This is a genomic window from Bradyrhizobium sp. sGM-13 (genome assembly GCF_018398875.1).
Classification (GTDB): Bacteria; Pseudomonadota; Alphaproteobacteria; order Rhizobiales; family Xanthobacteraceae; genus Bradyrhizobium.
The window spans coordinates 1-16024 of sequence record NZ_JAGWDK010000001.1 but is presented as its reverse complement, the minus strand read 5'-3'; the positions used below and the strand labels follow the sequence as shown (position 1 = coordinate 16024).

The window sequence follows — 16024 nt, the reverse complement described above, 5'->3', positions numbered from 1 at the left end:
CGGGTCTGGTGCTTGCGCACCATCCCGGAATGACTGCGTTAGAACTGCGATCAAGCGGCTACGACACCGCCACTCTTCCGCAGCCCAATATACTGCAACTCGGCAAAGACGCCCGTTGCAATCGCCTGCGCCACGATGAACACCTGACCGAGCAGGTTCGGCGACACCGCGCCCGAGAAAAGCAGCGCAATGCTGCCCAGCGTCCACGCGGCGTTACCGATGATCACGAACAGCACCAGCGCCTTCATCACCGTCGACCTCGTCGCCAGCCAGCCGACCAGCGCGGTATAGGCGATCAGGAACAGGCCAGTTTCGCGCAACAAGACTTCCGGCAAATTGAGGAACGGCGCGAGCGTGCCGGCGCCGAGCGTTAGCGCCACAGCGGCGACGCCGCTGAAGATGGCGTCGGCGAGCAGGGCGCGGCTCAGGAAGGTGGACGGATGGATCATGACGTTCTCCTTTGCTTTAGAATGACTGGTGGCAGGGATCAGCGTTGCAGCAGCGACCGGAGCTGACGCATCAGCCGCACCGGGCAGAGCGCCTTGCCGACCCTGTTCTCGATCGTTTGCACCTGCACGAACACGAACACACCGGTGTCATGCACCAGGGGCTCGGGCATGTTCAGGGAGCGTGCCACGAGCCAGGTGACCAGATTGCGCACCCAAGGGATCATGGCGGCGGCGAAGCGGAACAGCGAAAGCATCAGCATGGGTCATCTCCTGTGCCGCCAAGATGACCCGGCCTGCGACCCGTTTCGATTACCTTGGACGTAATGGAATGGATGAAATTCGCATGGTAGGTTTTCCACCATGAACGCACATGCTGCCACGGCGCGAGCCGAACGAACCCAACCCCTCCACATTGGCGATCACTTGCGCGAATGGCGCCAGCGCCGCCATCTGAGCCAGCTCGATCTGGCGAGCGATGCCGAAATATCCGCGCGTCACCTCAGTTTTGTCGAAACCGGCCGCGCCGCGCCGTCGCGCGAAATGGTGCTCAAGCTTGCCGAGCGATTGGAGGTTCCCTTGCGTGAACGCAACGTACTCCTGGTCGCGGCGGGTTTTGCCCCGGCCTTTCCGCAACGCTCGCTGGATGATCCAGCGCTAAAGTCAGCCCGGCAGGCGATCGATCTGGTGCTGAAGGCACATGAGCCCAATCCGGCGCTGGCCTATGACCGGCACTGGAATCTGGTGACGGCCAACCGCATGGTGGCGCCGTTGCTCGAAGGTTTGCCGCCGCATTTGCTCCGGCATCCCCTCAACGTTATGCGGCTCGCCTTTCATCCAGAGGGGCTCGCGCCGCGCACGGTCAATCTTGCCGAATGGAGCGCGCATCTTCTGGAACGGCTGCATCGTCAGTGCGAGGCAACGGCTGATCCCGAACTGCTCAAACTGTATCAGGAGCTGAAAGCCTATCGCATGCCGGCGCGTTCGGGACCGATCTCGGCCGACAATGTCGCGATTCCCTTCAAGCTGCGCCACAATGGCGACGTCCTGAGTTTCATCTCCACCACTATGGTGTTCGGCACGCCCGTCGACATCACACTGCAGGAGCTGGCGCTGGAAACGTTCTTCCCCGCCGACGATCTGACCGCCGATCGGATGCGGCAGATCGCGGCCGGTTTGACCTAAGAGTCGCCGCCTTGCACCGTCATCAGCGCTGTGGTCCCGCTGCCCTGCAGCATATCCGGTGACCACGGCCCGCCCGCATGTTCGATGGCGCGAAACAGGAGGCTTTCCGGCCTGAAAATGACGGTCATTGCAGGGCTCCGTGGTTCAAATCGAGGCGCGGAGTTCTAGAAGGGCTAGCCGTTCGCCACAATAACCGTGGAGGTGAAGTGATACGAGACATGCAGGCCGCGCCCTTGTCTCCTTGTCCGATCGGACTACCTTCCGGGACATCATTCAGCGAGGACGTCCCGATGAGCACCCTAAAACCCCTCAAGATCGACATCGTCTCCGACGTGGTCTGCCCCTGGTGCTACATCGGCAAGCGCCGGATCGAGAACGCTCTGGCGCTGGTGCCCGATGTTCCCGTCGAAGTGCGCTGGCGGCCGTTTTTCCTCAATTCCTGGGTGCCGCGCGAGGGCATCAGTCGCGACGAATATCTCACCGCAAAATTCGGTTCGGTCGAGGCCTACAAGGGTATCGCTGGCCGCGTCGTGGCGGCTGCGGGCGAGGAGGGGCTGACCTACCGCCCTGAACTCGTGAAGCGCCAGCCCAATACCATCGACTGCCACCGGCTGATCCACTGGGCGGAAGCGCAGGGCAAGGCTGCCGAGATGAAGCAGCGCCTGATGGAATTGTACTTTCGCGATGGCGGCGATCTGACCGATGTCAACGTGCTGGTGCAGGCCGCGGCCGATGTCGGCCTCGACGCCGACGATGTGCGTAAGCGGCTTGCCACCGATGAGGATGTCGCGCTGATCTCGGGCCAGGCTCAGGAAGCGTCCGACAAAGGCATCTCGGGCGTTCCCACTTTCGTCTTCGCGCAGAAATATGCAGTGTCCGGCGCCCAGCCGGCCGAGCAACTCGCCCGCGCGATCCGGCAAGTTTCCGGCGAAATCAACGCGCAGGCCGCGGAGTGACCTTGCGTGTCCCGACGCGGCGCGCAGCGCTGCGCCGCAGAGCCGGGACCCAACTCCAGCGATGGGCGCCGGATCCTCAGCGCACCGCCATAGCGTGTCGAAGACGCGCGTAACGGGCTTATGACGCTGCGCAGCATCCGGGGAACGCGGCAATGAAACTAGAATAAACTTGGGGAGGCAATCATGATCTACGAACTGCGCACCTACACCTTAAGACCCGGCACGCTCGGCGACATGATCAAGGCCGCGAGTACGATATCGCGCGAGATCCGCAAGGACGATTACGGCAAGCTCGAAGGCTACTGGTCGACCGAGATCGGCCCGCTTAATCAGGTTCTGCACATGTGGAGCTACAACAGTTTTGACGAGCGCGCCCGGTTGCGCGCCGAGCTTGCGAAAAACCCGCGCTGGACCGGCGAGTACGTTCCGCTGATCCGCCCCTGGTTGGTCCGCCAGGATGTCCGCCTGATGAATGCAGTGAGGCCTCCGGTGGCCCCGGCATCGACGGGCAATGTCTACGAACTCCGCAACTACCGCGCCAAGCCAGCCGGCGGCCTGAAGCAATGGCTCGATGCGTTCACCGCGGTGCTGCCGGAGCGCGAAAAACATTCAAAGATCGTCGGCCTCTGGACCACCGAAGCGGGCCAGCCGAACGAAGCCTGCCACATCTGGGCCTATCCCAGCCTGAACGCCCGCGCCGAAGCGCGCGGGAATGCGATGAAGGATCCGGCCTGGCAGGAATTTCTCGGGAAGGGTCCCGGATTTCTCGACGAGATGCACTCAACCATCATGCTGCCGGCGCCGCATTCGCCGCTGCAGTGAGGCTGGTTACGCCCCTTTCAAATAATAGTTCGCGCGTTTCCCGAGCGCGATCCGCCGCAGCACGCGGCGCATCGCCATCGAGGCGCGCAGCGGCGTTATCGCGGTCGTCACGGTGCGATAGAACGCCAGCTTGAGCGCGTCGAGCAGCGGCTGTTTGCCCGGCGGCTGCTGCGGCAGGCCGATGCTGCGCAGCATCGAATTGAAGAAGTGCAGATCGTTCATCCGCCGCACCTCGCGCGTCTTCCAGGTGATCGCCATCGAGATCGAGAACGAACCTGCGGTGCGCACCCAGTGCGGCCATTGATACGGCACATAGCAGCCCTCGCCCGCGAACAGGTGGAATTCCTTACCCAACGGCGCAATGCTCTCGTCATATTTCAGGTTACGATGTTTGGTCATCGAGCGCTCGATCTCGTCGTCGGAGACGATCGAACGGTCGGTGTTGTCGAAGATCGTGAAGAATTTTTCGCCGTGGATGTGCACGAAGAAATTGTCTTCGCTGTCGAGATGAAAGGGCGTGGTCGAATTCGGCGAGGACACGAAGAGGAAACCTTCGACCTGCTCGAAGCCGGCGTCAGCCAAGCTGTTGAAGCCGCGGGCGCGGGCGACGGACAGCAGGGTATCCTCGAGCAACGCGCGATAGTCCGGCGAATTCTCGATCCGCTTGAGCACCATCCAGGCGCCGGCGGACTCAATGCTCTTCACGACTTCGACGGGGTCGAGGTCGACGGAAGGAATCGCATCCGGATCCTGGCTGATCGCGACCTTGCCGGAATTATGTTCGATCAGGTCGCGCGGCAGCTCGGAAGCCAATTGCGCGATGCGTGGCAGCGTCAGCAGCGGATGGCCGGCGAGCTTGTGGCGGATCGCGAACGGCTTTAGCGGAAAGTCGCGGCGGAGCGCGTCATGGTCAGCCGTAATGACGGGCGCTATGGCGGTGAGCGTATTCATTTAGGATTTCTCCCGGCTCTTTCTGATGAAATGGACGAGACGCCGCGCCGGCTCGCGGATTGCGGACCGCAAGGGGAGCGCGGCGCGAATCAACGCCACCACCGGATCGTTCCGCCGCAGCGGAATCAACACGTCGCCGATCGCAAGGCGTCCGCGCCAGATCGGGTTGATCATGGGATGGTCGGGATTTGCGGTGGAATCCACCATAGCAATGGCTGGATCGGCGCAAAGATGCTGCGTCAGCTCCAGCGTCAGTTGCACGCCCGGCGAAAACTTCGCAAAGCGCTCGTCAACGCCGAGCTTGAAGTAGAAGGCGCGATCCTGATGGCGCAGCACGATCGCTGCCGCCACCGGTGTTGCGCCGGCGCGCAAGGTCACGATCTCGCATTGGCCGGTCTCTGCCAGCGCCGAAGTGGCGCGGCGGACGAACGCCGCATCGCCCTCGTGCTGGCCAAGGGCCGTGCCACGCTGGCCCTTCCAGCCGCTGGCTTCCAGTACCAGGAAGGTTTCGACGGCGGCAGTGATCTCACCGGGCGTCCGCGCCACGTCGAAATGGACGGCGCCGTGTTCGGCGAGGCGATTGCGCTGGCGGCGCAGTTCTTTCAGTTTCTTTGCGCCGAGCGCGTCGCGCAGCACGGTATCGGCGTCGGCCGTGGCATCGAGGCAGGCGCGGACATGCGATTGCAGCACCAGCGGCTGCATGTGGCCGCGATGCAGCACATTGGTGAAGGCCTTCATGGCTGCGCCATCGAGCGGGGTGGCGCGGAAAATCAGCGCATGCGCGCCGGCCCGCCGGGCCCGGCGCAGGATGCTTGTGACGGCTTCCTCCGCCATATCAGCGTCGAGCAGCGGCGTGCAAAGCGTGCCGTAGGGATCGGCGCTGACCAGAGCGGGCAGCGGGATCTTGTAGGCGCGCCACATCGAGATCACGGGCACAAGGCCGATCAAGGCGGATGCATCGTGCCACGCGCCGAGCGCGGCGACATTCGAACGGCCCCGCGCCGAAGCGTTCACCGCCAATTTCCATTCGGGCAAGTAATAGCCGTTCGGCTCGGCGGCGCCTTCGGCGAGCGCACGCCATTGCGGCGCGGAGATGCCGGTAAGCGGCGTCAGCGCTTCGCTGATGGCTGGCGCATTCGCCTCCTTGCTCGATGCCCGGCGCACCGTCGAGATGTCGGCAATATCGGCCACTTTCCCCGTATCCCCATTCGCGATTTATGTGGCGACGACGCCTTAAGGGCATTCCTTGGCTATCGCGTTCACTGGGCGACCCTAGCGAAAAGAGTTGGAAAATAGCGTTGCTGCGACGCTCGGATTTGAGGTGTCGCGTTAACCGATCGTTCAGCCTGAGCGAACCGCGCTCGGCGTCACGCCACCTCGGCGGCTGCGGGAGCGGTCAGGAATTTGGCCTCAAAATCCCGAGCGGGCATCGGCTTGCCGAAGAAATAACCCTGTCCCTCTTCGCAGCCCATCCTGACCAGGCAGTCGGCCGTGGCGCGGTCCTCGACGCCTTCCGCGATGACGGACAGGCCGAGTTGCTTGCTCAGCCCGATGGTCGAGCTGACGATCGCCGCGTCGTCGGGATTGGTCAGCAAGCCCAACACGAAGGACCGGTCGATCTTCAGCCCGTCGAGCGGGAATTTCTTCAGATAGCTCAAACTGGCAAAGCCGGTGCCGAAATCGTCGAAGGACAGGCGAACGCCAAGCTCCTGAATCTCGAGGAACGTATTCAGCGCGCCTTGCTCATCGTGGAGCAGGATGTCTTCGGTGACCTCGAGCTCGAGGCTGGTTGGACTCAAGCCGGTGCTGGCGAGTACCTGCGCGACCGAGACCGTGAGGTCACCGGACTCCAACTGCGACGGCGAAAGGTTGACGCCGATGCGGAGCTTGTGTCCTGCGCGTTCCCAGGCGGCTCCCTGGGTGCAGGCGGTTCGGAGAACCCATTCGGCGATCCGCTCGGAAATCGGAGAGGTATTGACGACCGGCATGAATTCGCCCGGCGAAACCAGCCCCCGCACGGGATGACGCCAGCGGATCAGGGCTTCGGCGCCGATCAACCGGCCGTCGGCCAGATGAAATTGTGGTTGAAAGAACAATTCGAACTGATTGCGTTCCGCGGCCAGCGCCAGCTCCGCTTCCAGCGTCAGGCGCGTCTCTAGCTCGCGGCGGATCGAGTCTTCGAACAGCACGTGGCCGCCGCGGTTGGTCGCCTTGGCGCGGCTCAACGCCAGATGGGCGTTGCTGAGGAGTTCGTCCGCCGTTCGTCCATCGCTCGGGCAAACGGCGGCCCCAATGCTGACCTTGACGCGGAGGTGGCGGTTTCCGGCCAGCAGCGGCGCGTCGAAGCCGTCGCCGATCTGTTCGGCGAAGCGGCTGAGGTTTTCTCCGATATCGCTGGTCGGAACGGCGATGGCGAATTCGTCTCCGCTCAAGCGGGCGACCAGACCCGCCGACGGAACAGCCGCCGTCAGTCGCTGCGAAATGGCACGAAGCACGAGATCGCCACAGGTGTTGCCGAGCATGTCGTTGATCTGCTGGAAGCCGTCGATGCCGATCACCAGCAGTGCCACCTTGCGGCTGTCCATCCCGGCCGCGGAAATTTTTGCCTCGAGCTGGACGTGAAGCGTGTTGCGGTTGATGAGCCCCGTCAGCGTGTCGTGTTCCGCAAGATATCTCACTCTTTCGGCTTCGCGCTTGCGAACCGAGATGTCGCGCAGGATCGCGCCAAACTGAAGCCCGTCGGTGCCTTGCCAGCCGGAGAAGGAGGCTTCGACCGGAAACACCTCGCCATTGCTGCGGCGTCCGTCGAACTCGACCACCGATCCGGCAGCCAGATGTGCCGCGTTCTTGATGGAGAAGGCGGATGTGGCCAGGGCCTCGTCACGTGCGCAAATCTCGTCGAACGGCCGACCGATCATCTCTTCGGGCAGATAGCCGAAGATCGCGGTCGCGCCCGGATTCCACACCGTGATCAAATAGTTAGAGTCGGTACAGATCAGGCCGTCGCCGAGCGACATCGCCACGCGCTGAAAGCGGCTCTCGGCGACCCGGCCGAGCAGATCCCTGATGTCGATTTCGTCGAGGGCGATGGCCGCGACGTAGACGATGATGGCGATGTGAAACAGCGACGTATCCACAATGAGCGGGAACGCCGTCTGCAAGGCAAACGCGCCTGCCTCGAGTGTGAACGCCGTTGCGCCGAGCAGCGCGACCCGCTTGCCAGCGGTGAGGCGGCGCCACGAGAACAGCATCAGCACGGCGAGCAACGCCAGGCCGGCCGCGGTGACGACGCCCGAGGTCCATTGCAGCGCGCGGTTCTGCAGAAGCGACTCCGCGGCCAGCGTCTGCAGCACCGGTCCGGACAGGATCACGCCGTTCGGCACGCTGAAGCGGTCACCAAGTTCGAGCGCCGTGCCGCCGATGACGACCTTTTTGCCCCGGAGTTTTTGCAGTGTCGCCGGGTCGCCGCTCAGAACGTCGGCAAAGGATACTTTGGGAATTCCGGCCGTTCGGATGCTGAAGTCGATCAAAAAGGGCGTGCGCTTTTCGGCGTATTGGCCGGCGAGCACGGCAGCCATCGAGGGTACGAATTTGCCGTCCAGCTTCTCACCGAACGGATAACGCCGGACGAGTCCATCGGGCCCGACCTCGACATTGACGATCGCCGACCACGAATGTTCGGCGAATTGCTGCAGTGGGCGATTGATGTGAAGCGTTGTCCTGTCGGTGCGGGGCTGCTGGAAGGAGGGCAGTACCACCGATCCGCCGGCGCCCTCGAGGGCTTCGGCAAAGTTTCGGTCCGATGACGCATCCGAAGGTGTCGAGAAGTCGACATCGAGCGCAATGTCCTCGACGTCCGCCTTCTGAAGCTGCCGGATCAGGTCGGCGTGGAGCAGGCGCGGCCACGGCCAGACGCCGATCCTGTCGATCGACGATGCGTCGATCGCGATCACCACGATGTCGCCGCTGACTTGTCGCGACTGCCAAGCGAACCGCAAGTCGGCGAGCACGTTGCGAAGCGAGCTGTGCCAGCCGCCCGCTAGGACGATTGCCAGCGCAATCATCACGAAAATATGCGGCCGATATCGTTTCACTTGGTCACCATTCTGGTGTTTCGGGTTTGACTGGTCGTTCAGTTCTCTTGCAGTGGATCGTGCGGTTAGCGGCCTCTTCCGTGTCCACTGTTGCCACGGCCACTGCCGTTGGCTCCGTTGCCGTTCCCGTTGGCGGCATTTTCGCTGCTGCCATTGCCATTGCCATTGCCATTGCCGTTGCCGTTACCGTTGCCGCTGTTGCCATTGCCGCTATTGCTGTTGCCCCCGGCGACAGCCGCTACCGCGCTTGCATTTGCTCGACCGGCGGCACTGGCGACGGATCCGTTGCCATTATCTCCCTGACCACTGTTGGCGGCGGCCGTGTCCGTGCCGGGAGTTGATGAACTCCAGACCGTCTTGGGTTCGGAGGCGCCCCGCGCCGCGCTGGCCGAAGCCGAGGTGCCATGGGCGAGACCGTTGGTAACGCGATGGAAGTTCACCCGGACTTCGCCGATCGACGAGGAGATGCGGGTGACGCCATGTTTGGCGGGATGGGCGCTCGCATGTTTATCTTGTCCGTTGGCCGCATGGCGCGGCGCGGAGAGACCGTTGCGCGGCACCGGCACGCGGTCGATCGAAGGTGCGCGGGGCTTGCCGTGCTCGATCGGGACGAGGACGCCGGCTCCACCCAGCGATAGCCCGGTCTTGCCGTTCGCGAACGCGGTCGCGTGCTGCCCGGCCATTACTTGCGCGATCTGGCCTGACTTAAAGTCGGCGACTTCGACCTGACCGCGGATCACATCGACGGTGGTCTTGCCGGCGTTGACGGTGACGCGGAATTGCGTGCCCTTCACCACGGCGGCGAGGTAGGGCGTTTCGACCTCGAAATGCTTGACGTTGCGTTTTTCGACGTCGAGCAGGATCGAGCCTGCCCGCTGCACGATCGTTGTCGATAGCCCTTCCTTCTTCTGGGCCGGGACGCCGACCACGGAATTCGGCCCAACCATGATTATTTCCTCGCCGCGCTTCAACAGAACGCGCCCGGTGCGGCCGGTGCGAACCGTATCGCCCGGCTTCAACGCGTCTTCCTGCTTGATCGATGCCTGCTGCACGCCGCTGCCGGTGACCCAGACCTCGCCGGAAGATTTGCTGACCGTCCACTCGCCGCCATCGGCGGCGTTAGCGATCGAGGCCGTCGCCAGGAAGAGCATCGCCGCGAGTGTTCTCGGGACATGAGGGATCGCACGCATGAAGCTCTCTCCGATTTGCCGCTTTATCCCGTACGCTATTGGAAATGTTTCAACATTGAGTGAGCGGAAACCGTGCTCTGCGAGGGACGCGTTAACCATTCGTTGACCATAATTTTCTATTAAAAATCAGATGGCTAGCGGTTCCGCTCACGATTCCGGTTTCTTGTCCGTACAATTACGGAACTGGGCCTGTTCAGCTTTGTCCCGTGTGGTGGTTAGCCTCGGGCTGTGGACTTCGCTCATCTGTTTGCCGGCGCAAGCGCAGCAGGCGCATCAGCCCGGTTACGATCCGCGGCAGACCGAAAAGCGTTTCGAGGACCAGCAATCGAGCCAGGGCGCGAACGGGCGGCCCCGATTGCCGTCGCCGCAGTTTGCCGGGACGGAGGGGCAGGGAGACACCAAGCCGCTGTTCGTGCTTCGGCGCGTCTCGATCAGCGGCGCCGTCGCGATACCGCAGGACCGGCTGGTGACGGCATATCAACCCTACATCGGGAAAAAGGTGTCGCAGGCAGATCTGGCGGCGATGGCCAGCGCGGTCAGCGAGGTCTATCGCGCCGCCGGCTTTCACCTCAGCCGGGCGATCATCCCGCCGCAGGATATCCAGAGCGGCGAGCTTCGCATTCAGGTCGTCGAAGGCAGCATCACGGAGCTGACGCTGAAGGGGGACGGCGCCGACGAATTCGGCGTCCGGCCCATGTTCGATGCCGTGTTGGCCGAACGGCCCTCGCGGCTTGCAACGCTCGAACGGCAATTGCTCCTGATCAATGGCCGCCCAGGCCTGCGCATCATTGACACCGCAATCGACGAGATCGGCACGACGAGCGGCCATTTCCGCTTGATCATCTCCGTGAAAACCTGGCACGTCTTCACATCGTTCGGCATCGACAATCTCGGATCGTCGTCGGTCGGACCCTGGCAAAGCTACGGGACAGCCGCGTTCAACTCCTATCTCGCGCCCGGCGATTCGCTGGTGTTCAACCTTTCGACCACGCCCGGCGATCCCAGGCAGCTCGCATTCGGCCGTCTGTCCTACGAAATGCCCGTCGGCACTGACGGCGCCCGTATCGGTGCGTACGGCTATTACACCGAAGTCTGGCCCGGTGATTACCGCCGTCTCTACAGCGACAACATCAAGACCCATTCGTTCGAAGTTCGCGGCAGCATCGCTCCGGTGCAGTCGCAGAAGTCCAGCCTGACGCTGACCGCGGCTGCGGGATTCACCAACGCCACCGAAAACGACGTGTTCGGCCTGATCTATGCCGATCGCATCCGCACAGCGAGCCTCACGTCGGACTACCGCCTGCAGGATAATTTCGGCGGCACCAATTATCTGACGGTGAACTATCGCCAGGGCCTCGACATTCTCGGCGCCTCGCACCGCGACGACGATTATCTGTCGCGCGTCGGCGCGTCCGCCACTTTCTCCGCGCTGAATTTCTGGTTCACGCGCTATCAAACGCTGACGGATGCATGGTCGGTGAAGCTCGCTGCCGCCGGCCAGGCGGCGTCCCGTCCGCTCTTCACCTCGCAGCAATTCTACCTCGGCGGCATTGCGTTCGGCCGCGGCTATGGCAGCGCCGAGATCAGCGGCGACAACGGCCTCGCGGGCTCGCTCGAACTGCGCTTCGACCAGAAGACGAACCTGCAATATCTGAACGGCTACCAGCTCTACGGCTTCGTCGACAGCGGTGTGGCCTGGAATGACGGCTATCGGCTCAGCGACGGGCTGTCGCTGACCTCGGCCGGCGGCGGCATTCGCTTCTTCCTCGCTGAAGGCCTGCAAGCCGATATCGGCGCCGCCGCGCCGCTCAGCTACCGCGCGCCCGACAATCCGACCCGCGGGGCACGGGTGCTGTTCTCGCTGACCAGCGCGCTGAAGCTCTGTCCGGTGCGGGCGACGACGCGCTGTCTGTAGAGCTAGACCGGCTCGTAGCTCTCGGTCGCGCAGGTATCCTCGGCTTCGACTTTTTGGCGGTCGGCGATCGAGCCGTCGGATATTTCGATCCGATAGGTCTGCGTGCCCAGGGGCTTGCCGGTCACGGAAACCACTTCGGCCTTGACGCAGGCGGTCCAGCCCTGGCCGCGGAGGTTGGGGCGCGGCTCGGAGACGCGGACCTGGGTCGGTTGCGAGGCCGCCACGAACACCGAATCGAGTCTTTGCCGCAGCAGCAGCTTGACGTCGGGCGGCGTCCCCAGCGCGGGCGGGTCGGGCGCCTTGGCGCGCATGAAGTCGGGCACGGGCGCGCGGACGTCGGCAAAACCGCAACCCGCAAGCGTCAGCGCTGCGCCCGCTACCAGCGCTATGTGAACCACGATCCGCCGCATCGGAGGTTGTTTTACCCCGGCGGCGCCATTTCGGACAGGGGATTGCCGTGCACATAACGATCTCGCGACTGTGATTTGGATCACTGCGCGGGATTCTGGGCCTGCGACAAGGTCGCCTTCGAATGGGGCCGCCATCACGTCTCACAGGGCGCGGCCGGCTTGAACCTTTGGCTTCGAGGCCGTGACCAATCCGAAGCCTGCATTGTCGGGAGGTGGCATCATGTTCCGTCACGCGCTGCTCAAGCTGATGATTCCTGCGGCGGTTCTGCTGGGCGCCCATTCGGCCTCCGCCGAAAGCCGCCTCGCACTGGTGATCGGCCAATCCGCCTATCGCTCGGTGCCAGCGCTGCCCAATCCGGCCAATGACGCCAAGGCGGTCACGCAATTGCTGACCGATTCCGGCTTCGAGGTTTCGACCGCTGCCGATCTTTCGCAGAATCAAATGCGGGAGGTGGTCAGCGAATTCGCCGGCAAGGTAGCCGCGAAAGGCGCCGATACGATCGCCTTGGTGTTTTACGCCGGCCATGGGCTGCAGATCGACGGCGAGAATTTTCTGGTCCCGGTCGATATCGATCCGAAGCGGGAAGCCGATATTCCGATCCAGGCGGTGCGCCTCAACGACATCCTGAACACGCTGACATCGGTTCCGAGCAGGATGCGCATCCTGATGCTCGATGCCTGCCGCAACAATCCGTTCCCCGATCTCAAGACCGCCGGCAGCGGCCTTGCGCTGGTCGATGCCAAGGTCGGTGCGCCCGGCACGTTTCTGTCGTTCTCGACTTCGCCCGGCGCGGTCGCGGAAGACGGCTCGGGCTCCAACAGCCCGTATACGACCGCGCTGCTCGCGGCCGGCAAGGAGCAGGGGATTCCGATCGAGGAGACGTTCAAGCGGGTGCGGCTTGCGGTGAACAAGGTCACCGAAGGGCGGCAGACGCCGTGGGACAGCTCTTCGCTGACGGAGGATTTCCGCTTTTTTGGCGCCTCGGTCGCCGGACCCAAGCCTGCCGCAGCTCCGAAGAAGACGGTTGCCGAGTGGACGCGCGATCTGAAGGGCAAGCCGGTCGAGGCGGCAAACGAATTGATCGTGGCCGACGGCACCGACGAAGCCTATGAGGCCTTTGCCGGCCTTTACCCGCAAACGTCGCTCGGGCGGCTGGCGCGGGACTGGCTGGTCCGTCACCGGCGCATGGTGGCGTGGAATAACGCTGTGCTGATCAATACCGCGTCCGCTTATCGTTCGTTCCTGACGCGATTCCCCGATAGCGATTTGGCCGCGACCGCGCGCAAGCTGGAGGAGCGGCTGCGTAACCGTCCGGATTTCGCGCCGCCTCTGGTCGCCGCGGGCGCCGTGCCGCAAAACGTCGCGCTCGCCGCGCCGATGTGTCCCTGCAACATCCAGCCGCCGCAGCAACCGATCAAGGTCAATGCACCGGTCAAGCGCGTCGAGCCCGATCCGCCGAAACGCGCCGATCGCAAGCCGCCGCGGCGTGTGCGTGAGGTAGATGACGACGTTGTGGTCGTTCGCCGTCCGCCCCCGCGCGTGGTCTACGAGCAGCCGCCACCGCCGCCGCCGGTCAGCATCGGCATCGGGATCGGTCTCGGCGGGTTTGGCGGCGGACGCGGCGGCAATTATGGCGACCACGGCAGTCGGGGTAGATACTGACCTGCCCATAGGGTAATCAATCCCGCAAGCGTGGGTTGCGCTTGCGGGGGCAGGATGCGAAATCCGATTTGTCTGTTCGCTTTGATCGTTGCCATCTTCTGCGCGGCCAATCCGCTTCCTGCTTCCGCCTGGGAGCATTGGGGCGGCGATCGCGGCGGATCGCGATTTTCGCCGCACAAGCAGATCACGCCCGACAATGTCGGCAATCTCGTCCGCGCCTGGGAATTTCGGACTGGCGACCTTGATCGCCGGCCGGTCGAGGCGATGAAGCGGACCAAGTTTCAGGCCACGCCGCTGCTTGTCGAGGACAGCCTGATCTTCTGCTCGCCTTTTAACGAGGTCATCGCGCTCGATCCCGGCAGTGGTGTGCCGAAGTGGCGATACGATCCTGGTATCTCGACAGCTCAACGCCCGGCCAACCGCTACACTTGCCGTGGCGTCGCCTATTGGCTCGATGAGCGCGCCGCTGAGACTGCCGCCTGCCGCGCACGGATATTCATGGGCACCAACGACGTGCGCCTGATCGCGCTCGACGCCAGGACCGGCGTTCCCTGCGCCGATTTCGGCAACAATGGCGAGATCAAGTTCGCAATCGGTCCATTGGAGTGGCCCGGCGAATTCCAGATCACGTCGGCGCCCGTCATTATCAGCGACACCGTCATCGTCGGCTCCGCAATTGCAGATAATCGCCGCGTCGAAGCGCCGCCGGGCACGGTGCGCGCTTTCGATGCACGAACCGGGCAACCGCGCTGGAGCTTCGATCCGCTGGTGCATGATGGCGTGATTGCCGGCCACGCCAATGTCTGGGCGCCGATGTCGGTGGACGAGGAGCGCGGCCTGGTATTCTTGCCCACGTCCTCGCCGAGCCCGGATTTCTGGGGCGGCAAGCGGCCCGGCAATAACGACTACGCCAATTCGATCGTCGCACTGCGCGCGGAGACCGGCGCACGGGTGTGGTCGTTTCAGACCGTGCATCACGACGTCTGGGATTACGACCTGCCGGCGCAGCCGACATTGGCGCGCATCGACACCGGTGAAGGCCTGCGCGACGTGGTGATCCAGCCCACCAAACAAGGCTTCGTGTTCGTGCTCGACCGCGATACCGGCGAGCCGGTGTGGCCGGTGGAGGAACGCGCGGTGCCGCAGGGCGGGGCCGAAGGCGAGCAGCTCTCGCCGACGCAGCCGTTCCCGACCCACGTCCCGGCGCTGCTGTCGCAGCAGATCTCGGCCGACGACGTGTTCGGCCTGATTCCGTTCTGGGACAGCGGAGCCTGCCGCGCGCAGGTCGCCTCTGCCCGCAACGAAGGCCTCTACACGCCGCCGTCCACGCAGGGCACCGTGGTGTTTCCGATGACCGGCGGCGGCGTGAACTGGGGCGGCGTCGCATTCGATCCGGTCAGCCAGATTCTTTACGCCAACACGACGCGGGCGATTCACATTATCAAATTGTTTCCACGTGCCGCTATGGCCGATAGCTTTAGCCCGCCGCCCGGTCACGATTTCGGACGGCAACAGGGCACGCCGTTTGCGATGACCCGTGCGGTTGCACTGTCGCCGTTGGGGCTGTTGTGCAACAAGCCGCCCTGGGGCGAGATGGTCGCGGTCGATCTCAAGGCCGGCAAGATTCTCTGGCGATCGAGAGTCGGCACCACGGAAGATCGTGCGCCGCTCGGCATCGCTTTTCCCTTCGGCACGCCGCTCATCAGCGGCGTCGCGATCACTGCCGGCAGCCTCGTCTTCACCGGCGCAATGGATGCTTATTTGCGCGCCTTCGATGCCCGATCGGGGCAGGAGCTGTGGCAGGGCCGGTTGCCGGTGCCGGGCGTCGCCAATCCCATGACCTACATGTGGAAGGGCGAGCAATACGTCGCGATCGGCGCCGGCGGTCATTCCGAGTCCGGCACCACGATCGGCGACAGCGTGGTGGCGTTCCGCCTGGCGCGGCCAGGTGAGGCGCCCTCGCTGTGGTCGCGCACCATCGACCGGCCCGGTGGACGTTTTATGAGCGGGGCGATTGCGGTTGGGTTGGTGATCGTGGTGATGGCGATTGCGTTGTGGCGCTGGTGGCGGAGCAGGGCAGGAAGGGCGTGAGTGTACGCATCCTCTGCTGTCATCGTCCGGCTTGACCGGACGATCCAGTACGCCGCGGCTTCTCGGTTTAATCACTGGCGTCTCTGGAATACTGGGTCACCCGCCTTCGCGGGTGACGACAACGGAATATGAAGTGACATTCTCGCGACGCATGGCGCCCGAGCTTTGCCATCAACTTCCCGCCCTCTCATTTAGAGGGCGCAGGGAAGACCGGGTGCTGGCTGCACCCGCGGTCTCGTGTGCGATTTGCGCTAAAGAAAATGCACACGAGCATACAGGTACAGCGGGAGCATCCCGGCCT

At 63.7% G+C, this 16024-nt stretch carries 14 protein-coding genes; 6 read left to right on the top strand and 8 right to left on the bottom strand.

Features of this window, described 5'->3' with window-relative positions:
- Positions 1 to 50: 50 nt before the first annotated feature.
- Both KJQ96_RS00070 and KJQ96_RS00065 read right to left on the bottom strand, forming a co-directional pair.
- On the bottom strand, positions 51 to 449 hold the full coding sequence (locus tag KJQ96_RS00070) for a hypothetical protein (RefSeq protein ID WP_213284690.1): 399 nt from the start codon (positions 447 to 449) through the stop codon (positions 51 to 53).
- A gap of 38 nt (positions 450 to 487) precedes the next feature.
- Complete coding sequence (locus KJQ96_RS00065; RefSeq protein WP_213284689.1) at positions 488 to 709, bottom strand: hypothetical protein; 222 nt, start codon at positions 707 to 709, stop codon at positions 488 to 490.
- Between the two features lie 100 nt (positions 710 to 809).
- On the opposite strand from KJQ96_RS00065, the gene KJQ96_RS00060 reads away from it, so the two are divergent.
- Positions 810 to 1631 (top strand): helix-turn-helix domain-containing protein, encoded by an 822-nt coding sequence (locus KJQ96_RS00060; RefSeq protein WP_213284688.1) that lies wholly within the window; start codon positions 810 to 812, stop codon positions 1629 to 1631.
- On the opposite strand, the gene KJQ96_RS41315 is transcribed toward KJQ96_RS00060, so the two are convergent.
- The gene (locus KJQ96_RS41315; RefSeq protein WP_256441589.1) at positions 1628 to 1759 is read right to left on the bottom strand and encodes a hypothetical protein; all 132 of its coding nucleotides are present in this window, start codon (positions 1757 to 1759) and stop codon (positions 1628 to 1630) included. The genes KJQ96_RS00060 and KJQ96_RS41315 overlap by 4 nt on opposite strands.
- Positions 1760 to 1921: 162 nt before the next feature.
- Here KJQ96_RS41315 and KJQ96_RS00050 point away from each other — a divergent pair, with 162 nt between their 5' ends.
- On the top strand, positions 1922 to 2587 hold the full coding sequence (locus KJQ96_RS00050; RefSeq protein ID WP_213284687.1) for a DsbA family oxidoreductase: 666 nt from the start codon (positions 1922 to 1924) through the stop codon (positions 2585 to 2587).
- A 183-nt stretch (positions 2588 to 2770) separates the two neighbouring features.
- The gene (locus tag KJQ96_RS00045) at positions 2771 to 3409 is read left to right on the top strand and encodes an NIPSNAP family protein (RefSeq protein ID WP_213284686.1); all 639 of its coding nucleotides are present in this window, start codon (positions 2771 to 2773) and stop codon (positions 3407 to 3409) included.
- Positions 3410 to 3415: 6 nt separating this feature from the next.
- On the opposite strand, the gene KJQ96_RS00040 is transcribed toward KJQ96_RS00045, so the two are convergent.
- The 4 genes from KJQ96_RS00040 to KJQ96_RS00025 form a co-directional block, all read right to left on the bottom strand.
- Entirely contained in the window at positions 3416 to 4360 is a 945-nt protein-coding gene (locus tag KJQ96_RS00040) for a cupin-like domain-containing protein (protein WP_213284685.1), read from the bottom strand.
- The gene (locus KJQ96_RS00035; protein WP_213284684.1) at positions 4361 to 5551 is read right to left on the bottom strand and encodes a GNAT family N-acetyltransferase; all 1191 of its coding nucleotides are present in this window, start codon (positions 5549 to 5551) and stop codon (positions 4361 to 4363) included. It lies immediately after the preceding gene.
- Positions 5552 to 5727: 176 nt separating this feature from the next.
- Positions 5728 to 8454 carry an EAL domain-containing protein gene (locus KJQ96_RS00030; protein WP_213284683.1) on the bottom strand — a complete coding sequence of 909 codons (2727 nt, stop codon included), beginning with the start codon at positions 8452 to 8454 and terminating at the stop codon, positions 5728 to 5730.
- Positions 8455 to 8519: 65 nt separating this feature from the next.
- Positions 8520 to 9644 (bottom strand): FecR domain-containing protein, encoded by a 1125-nt coding sequence (locus KJQ96_RS00025; RefSeq protein WP_213284682.1) that lies wholly within the window; start codon positions 9642 to 9644, stop codon positions 8520 to 8522.
- 208 nt (positions 9645 to 9852) lie between these two features.
- On the opposite strand from KJQ96_RS00025, the gene KJQ96_RS00020 reads away from it, so the two are divergent.
- Positions 9853 to 11559, top strand: a complete 1707-nt coding sequence (locus KJQ96_RS00020; RefSeq protein ID WP_309142341.1) for a ShlB/FhaC/HecB family hemolysin secretion/activation protein — start codon at positions 9853 to 9855, stop codon at positions 11557 to 11559.
- A gap of 2 nt (positions 11560 to 11561) precedes the next feature.
- Here the strand turns inward: KJQ96_RS00020 and KJQ96_RS00015 are convergent, their stop codons facing one another.
- Positions 11562 to 11957 carry a hypothetical protein gene (locus tag KJQ96_RS00015; RefSeq protein ID WP_309142340.1) on the bottom strand — a complete coding sequence of 132 codons (396 nt, stop codon included), beginning with the start codon at positions 11955 to 11957 and terminating at the stop codon, positions 11562 to 11564.
- Between the two features lie 232 nt (positions 11958 to 12189).
- Between KJQ96_RS00015 and KJQ96_RS00010 the strand changes: the two genes are divergently transcribed.
- Positions 12190 to 13632 (top strand): caspase family protein, encoded by a 1443-nt coding sequence (locus tag KJQ96_RS00010; protein ID WP_213284679.1) that lies wholly within the window; start codon positions 12190 to 12192, stop codon positions 13630 to 13632.
- Positions 13633 to 13686: 54 nt separating this feature from the next.
- The gene (locus KJQ96_RS00005; protein ID WP_213284678.1) at positions 13687 to 15723 is read left to right on the top strand and encodes a pyrroloquinoline quinone-dependent dehydrogenase; all 2037 of its coding nucleotides are present in this window, start codon (positions 13687 to 13689) and stop codon (positions 15721 to 15723) included.
- Positions 15724 to 16024: the final 301 nt, after the last annotated feature.

Bases quoted from the DNA above. Each gene is read 5' to 3' on its own strand.
- KJQ96_RS00005 (WP_213284678.1), top strand. From the start codon at position 13,687: ATGCGAAATCCGATTTGTCTGTTCGCTTTGATCGTTGCCATCTTCTGC.
- KJQ96_RS00025 (WP_213284682.1), bottom strand. From the start codon at position 9,644: ATGCGTGCGATCCCTCATGTCCCGAGAACACTCGCGGCGATGCTCTTC.
- KJQ96_RS00040 (WP_213284685.1), bottom strand. From the start codon at position 4,360: ATGAATACGCTCACCGCCATAGCGCCCGTCATTACGGCTGACCATGAC.
- KJQ96_RS00010 (WP_213284679.1), top strand. From the start codon at position 12,190: ATGTTCCGTCACGCGCTGCTCAAGCTGATGATTCCTGCGGCGGTTCTG.
- KJQ96_RS00060 (WP_213284688.1), top strand. From the start codon at position 810: ATGAACGCACATGCTGCCACGGCGCGAGCCGAACGAACCCAACCCCTC.
- KJQ96_RS41315 (WP_256441589.1), bottom strand. From the start codon at position 1,759: ATGACCGTCATTTTCAGGCCGGAAAGCCTCCTGTTTCGCGCCATCGAA.
- KJQ96_RS00070 (WP_213284690.1), bottom strand. From the start codon at position 449: ATGATCCATCCGTCCACCTTCCTGAGCCGCGCCCTGCTCGCCGACGCC.
- KJQ96_RS00050 (WP_213284687.1), top strand. From the start codon at position 1,922: ATGAGCACCCTAAAACCCCTCAAGATCGACATCGTCTCCGACGTGGTC.
- KJQ96_RS00045 (WP_213284686.1), top strand. From the start codon at position 2,771: ATGATCTACGAACTGCGCACCTACACCTTAAGACCCGGCACGCTCGGC.
- KJQ96_RS00065 (WP_213284689.1), bottom strand. From the start codon at position 709: ATGCTGATGCTTTCGCTGTTCCGCTTCGCCGCCGCCATGATCCCTTGG.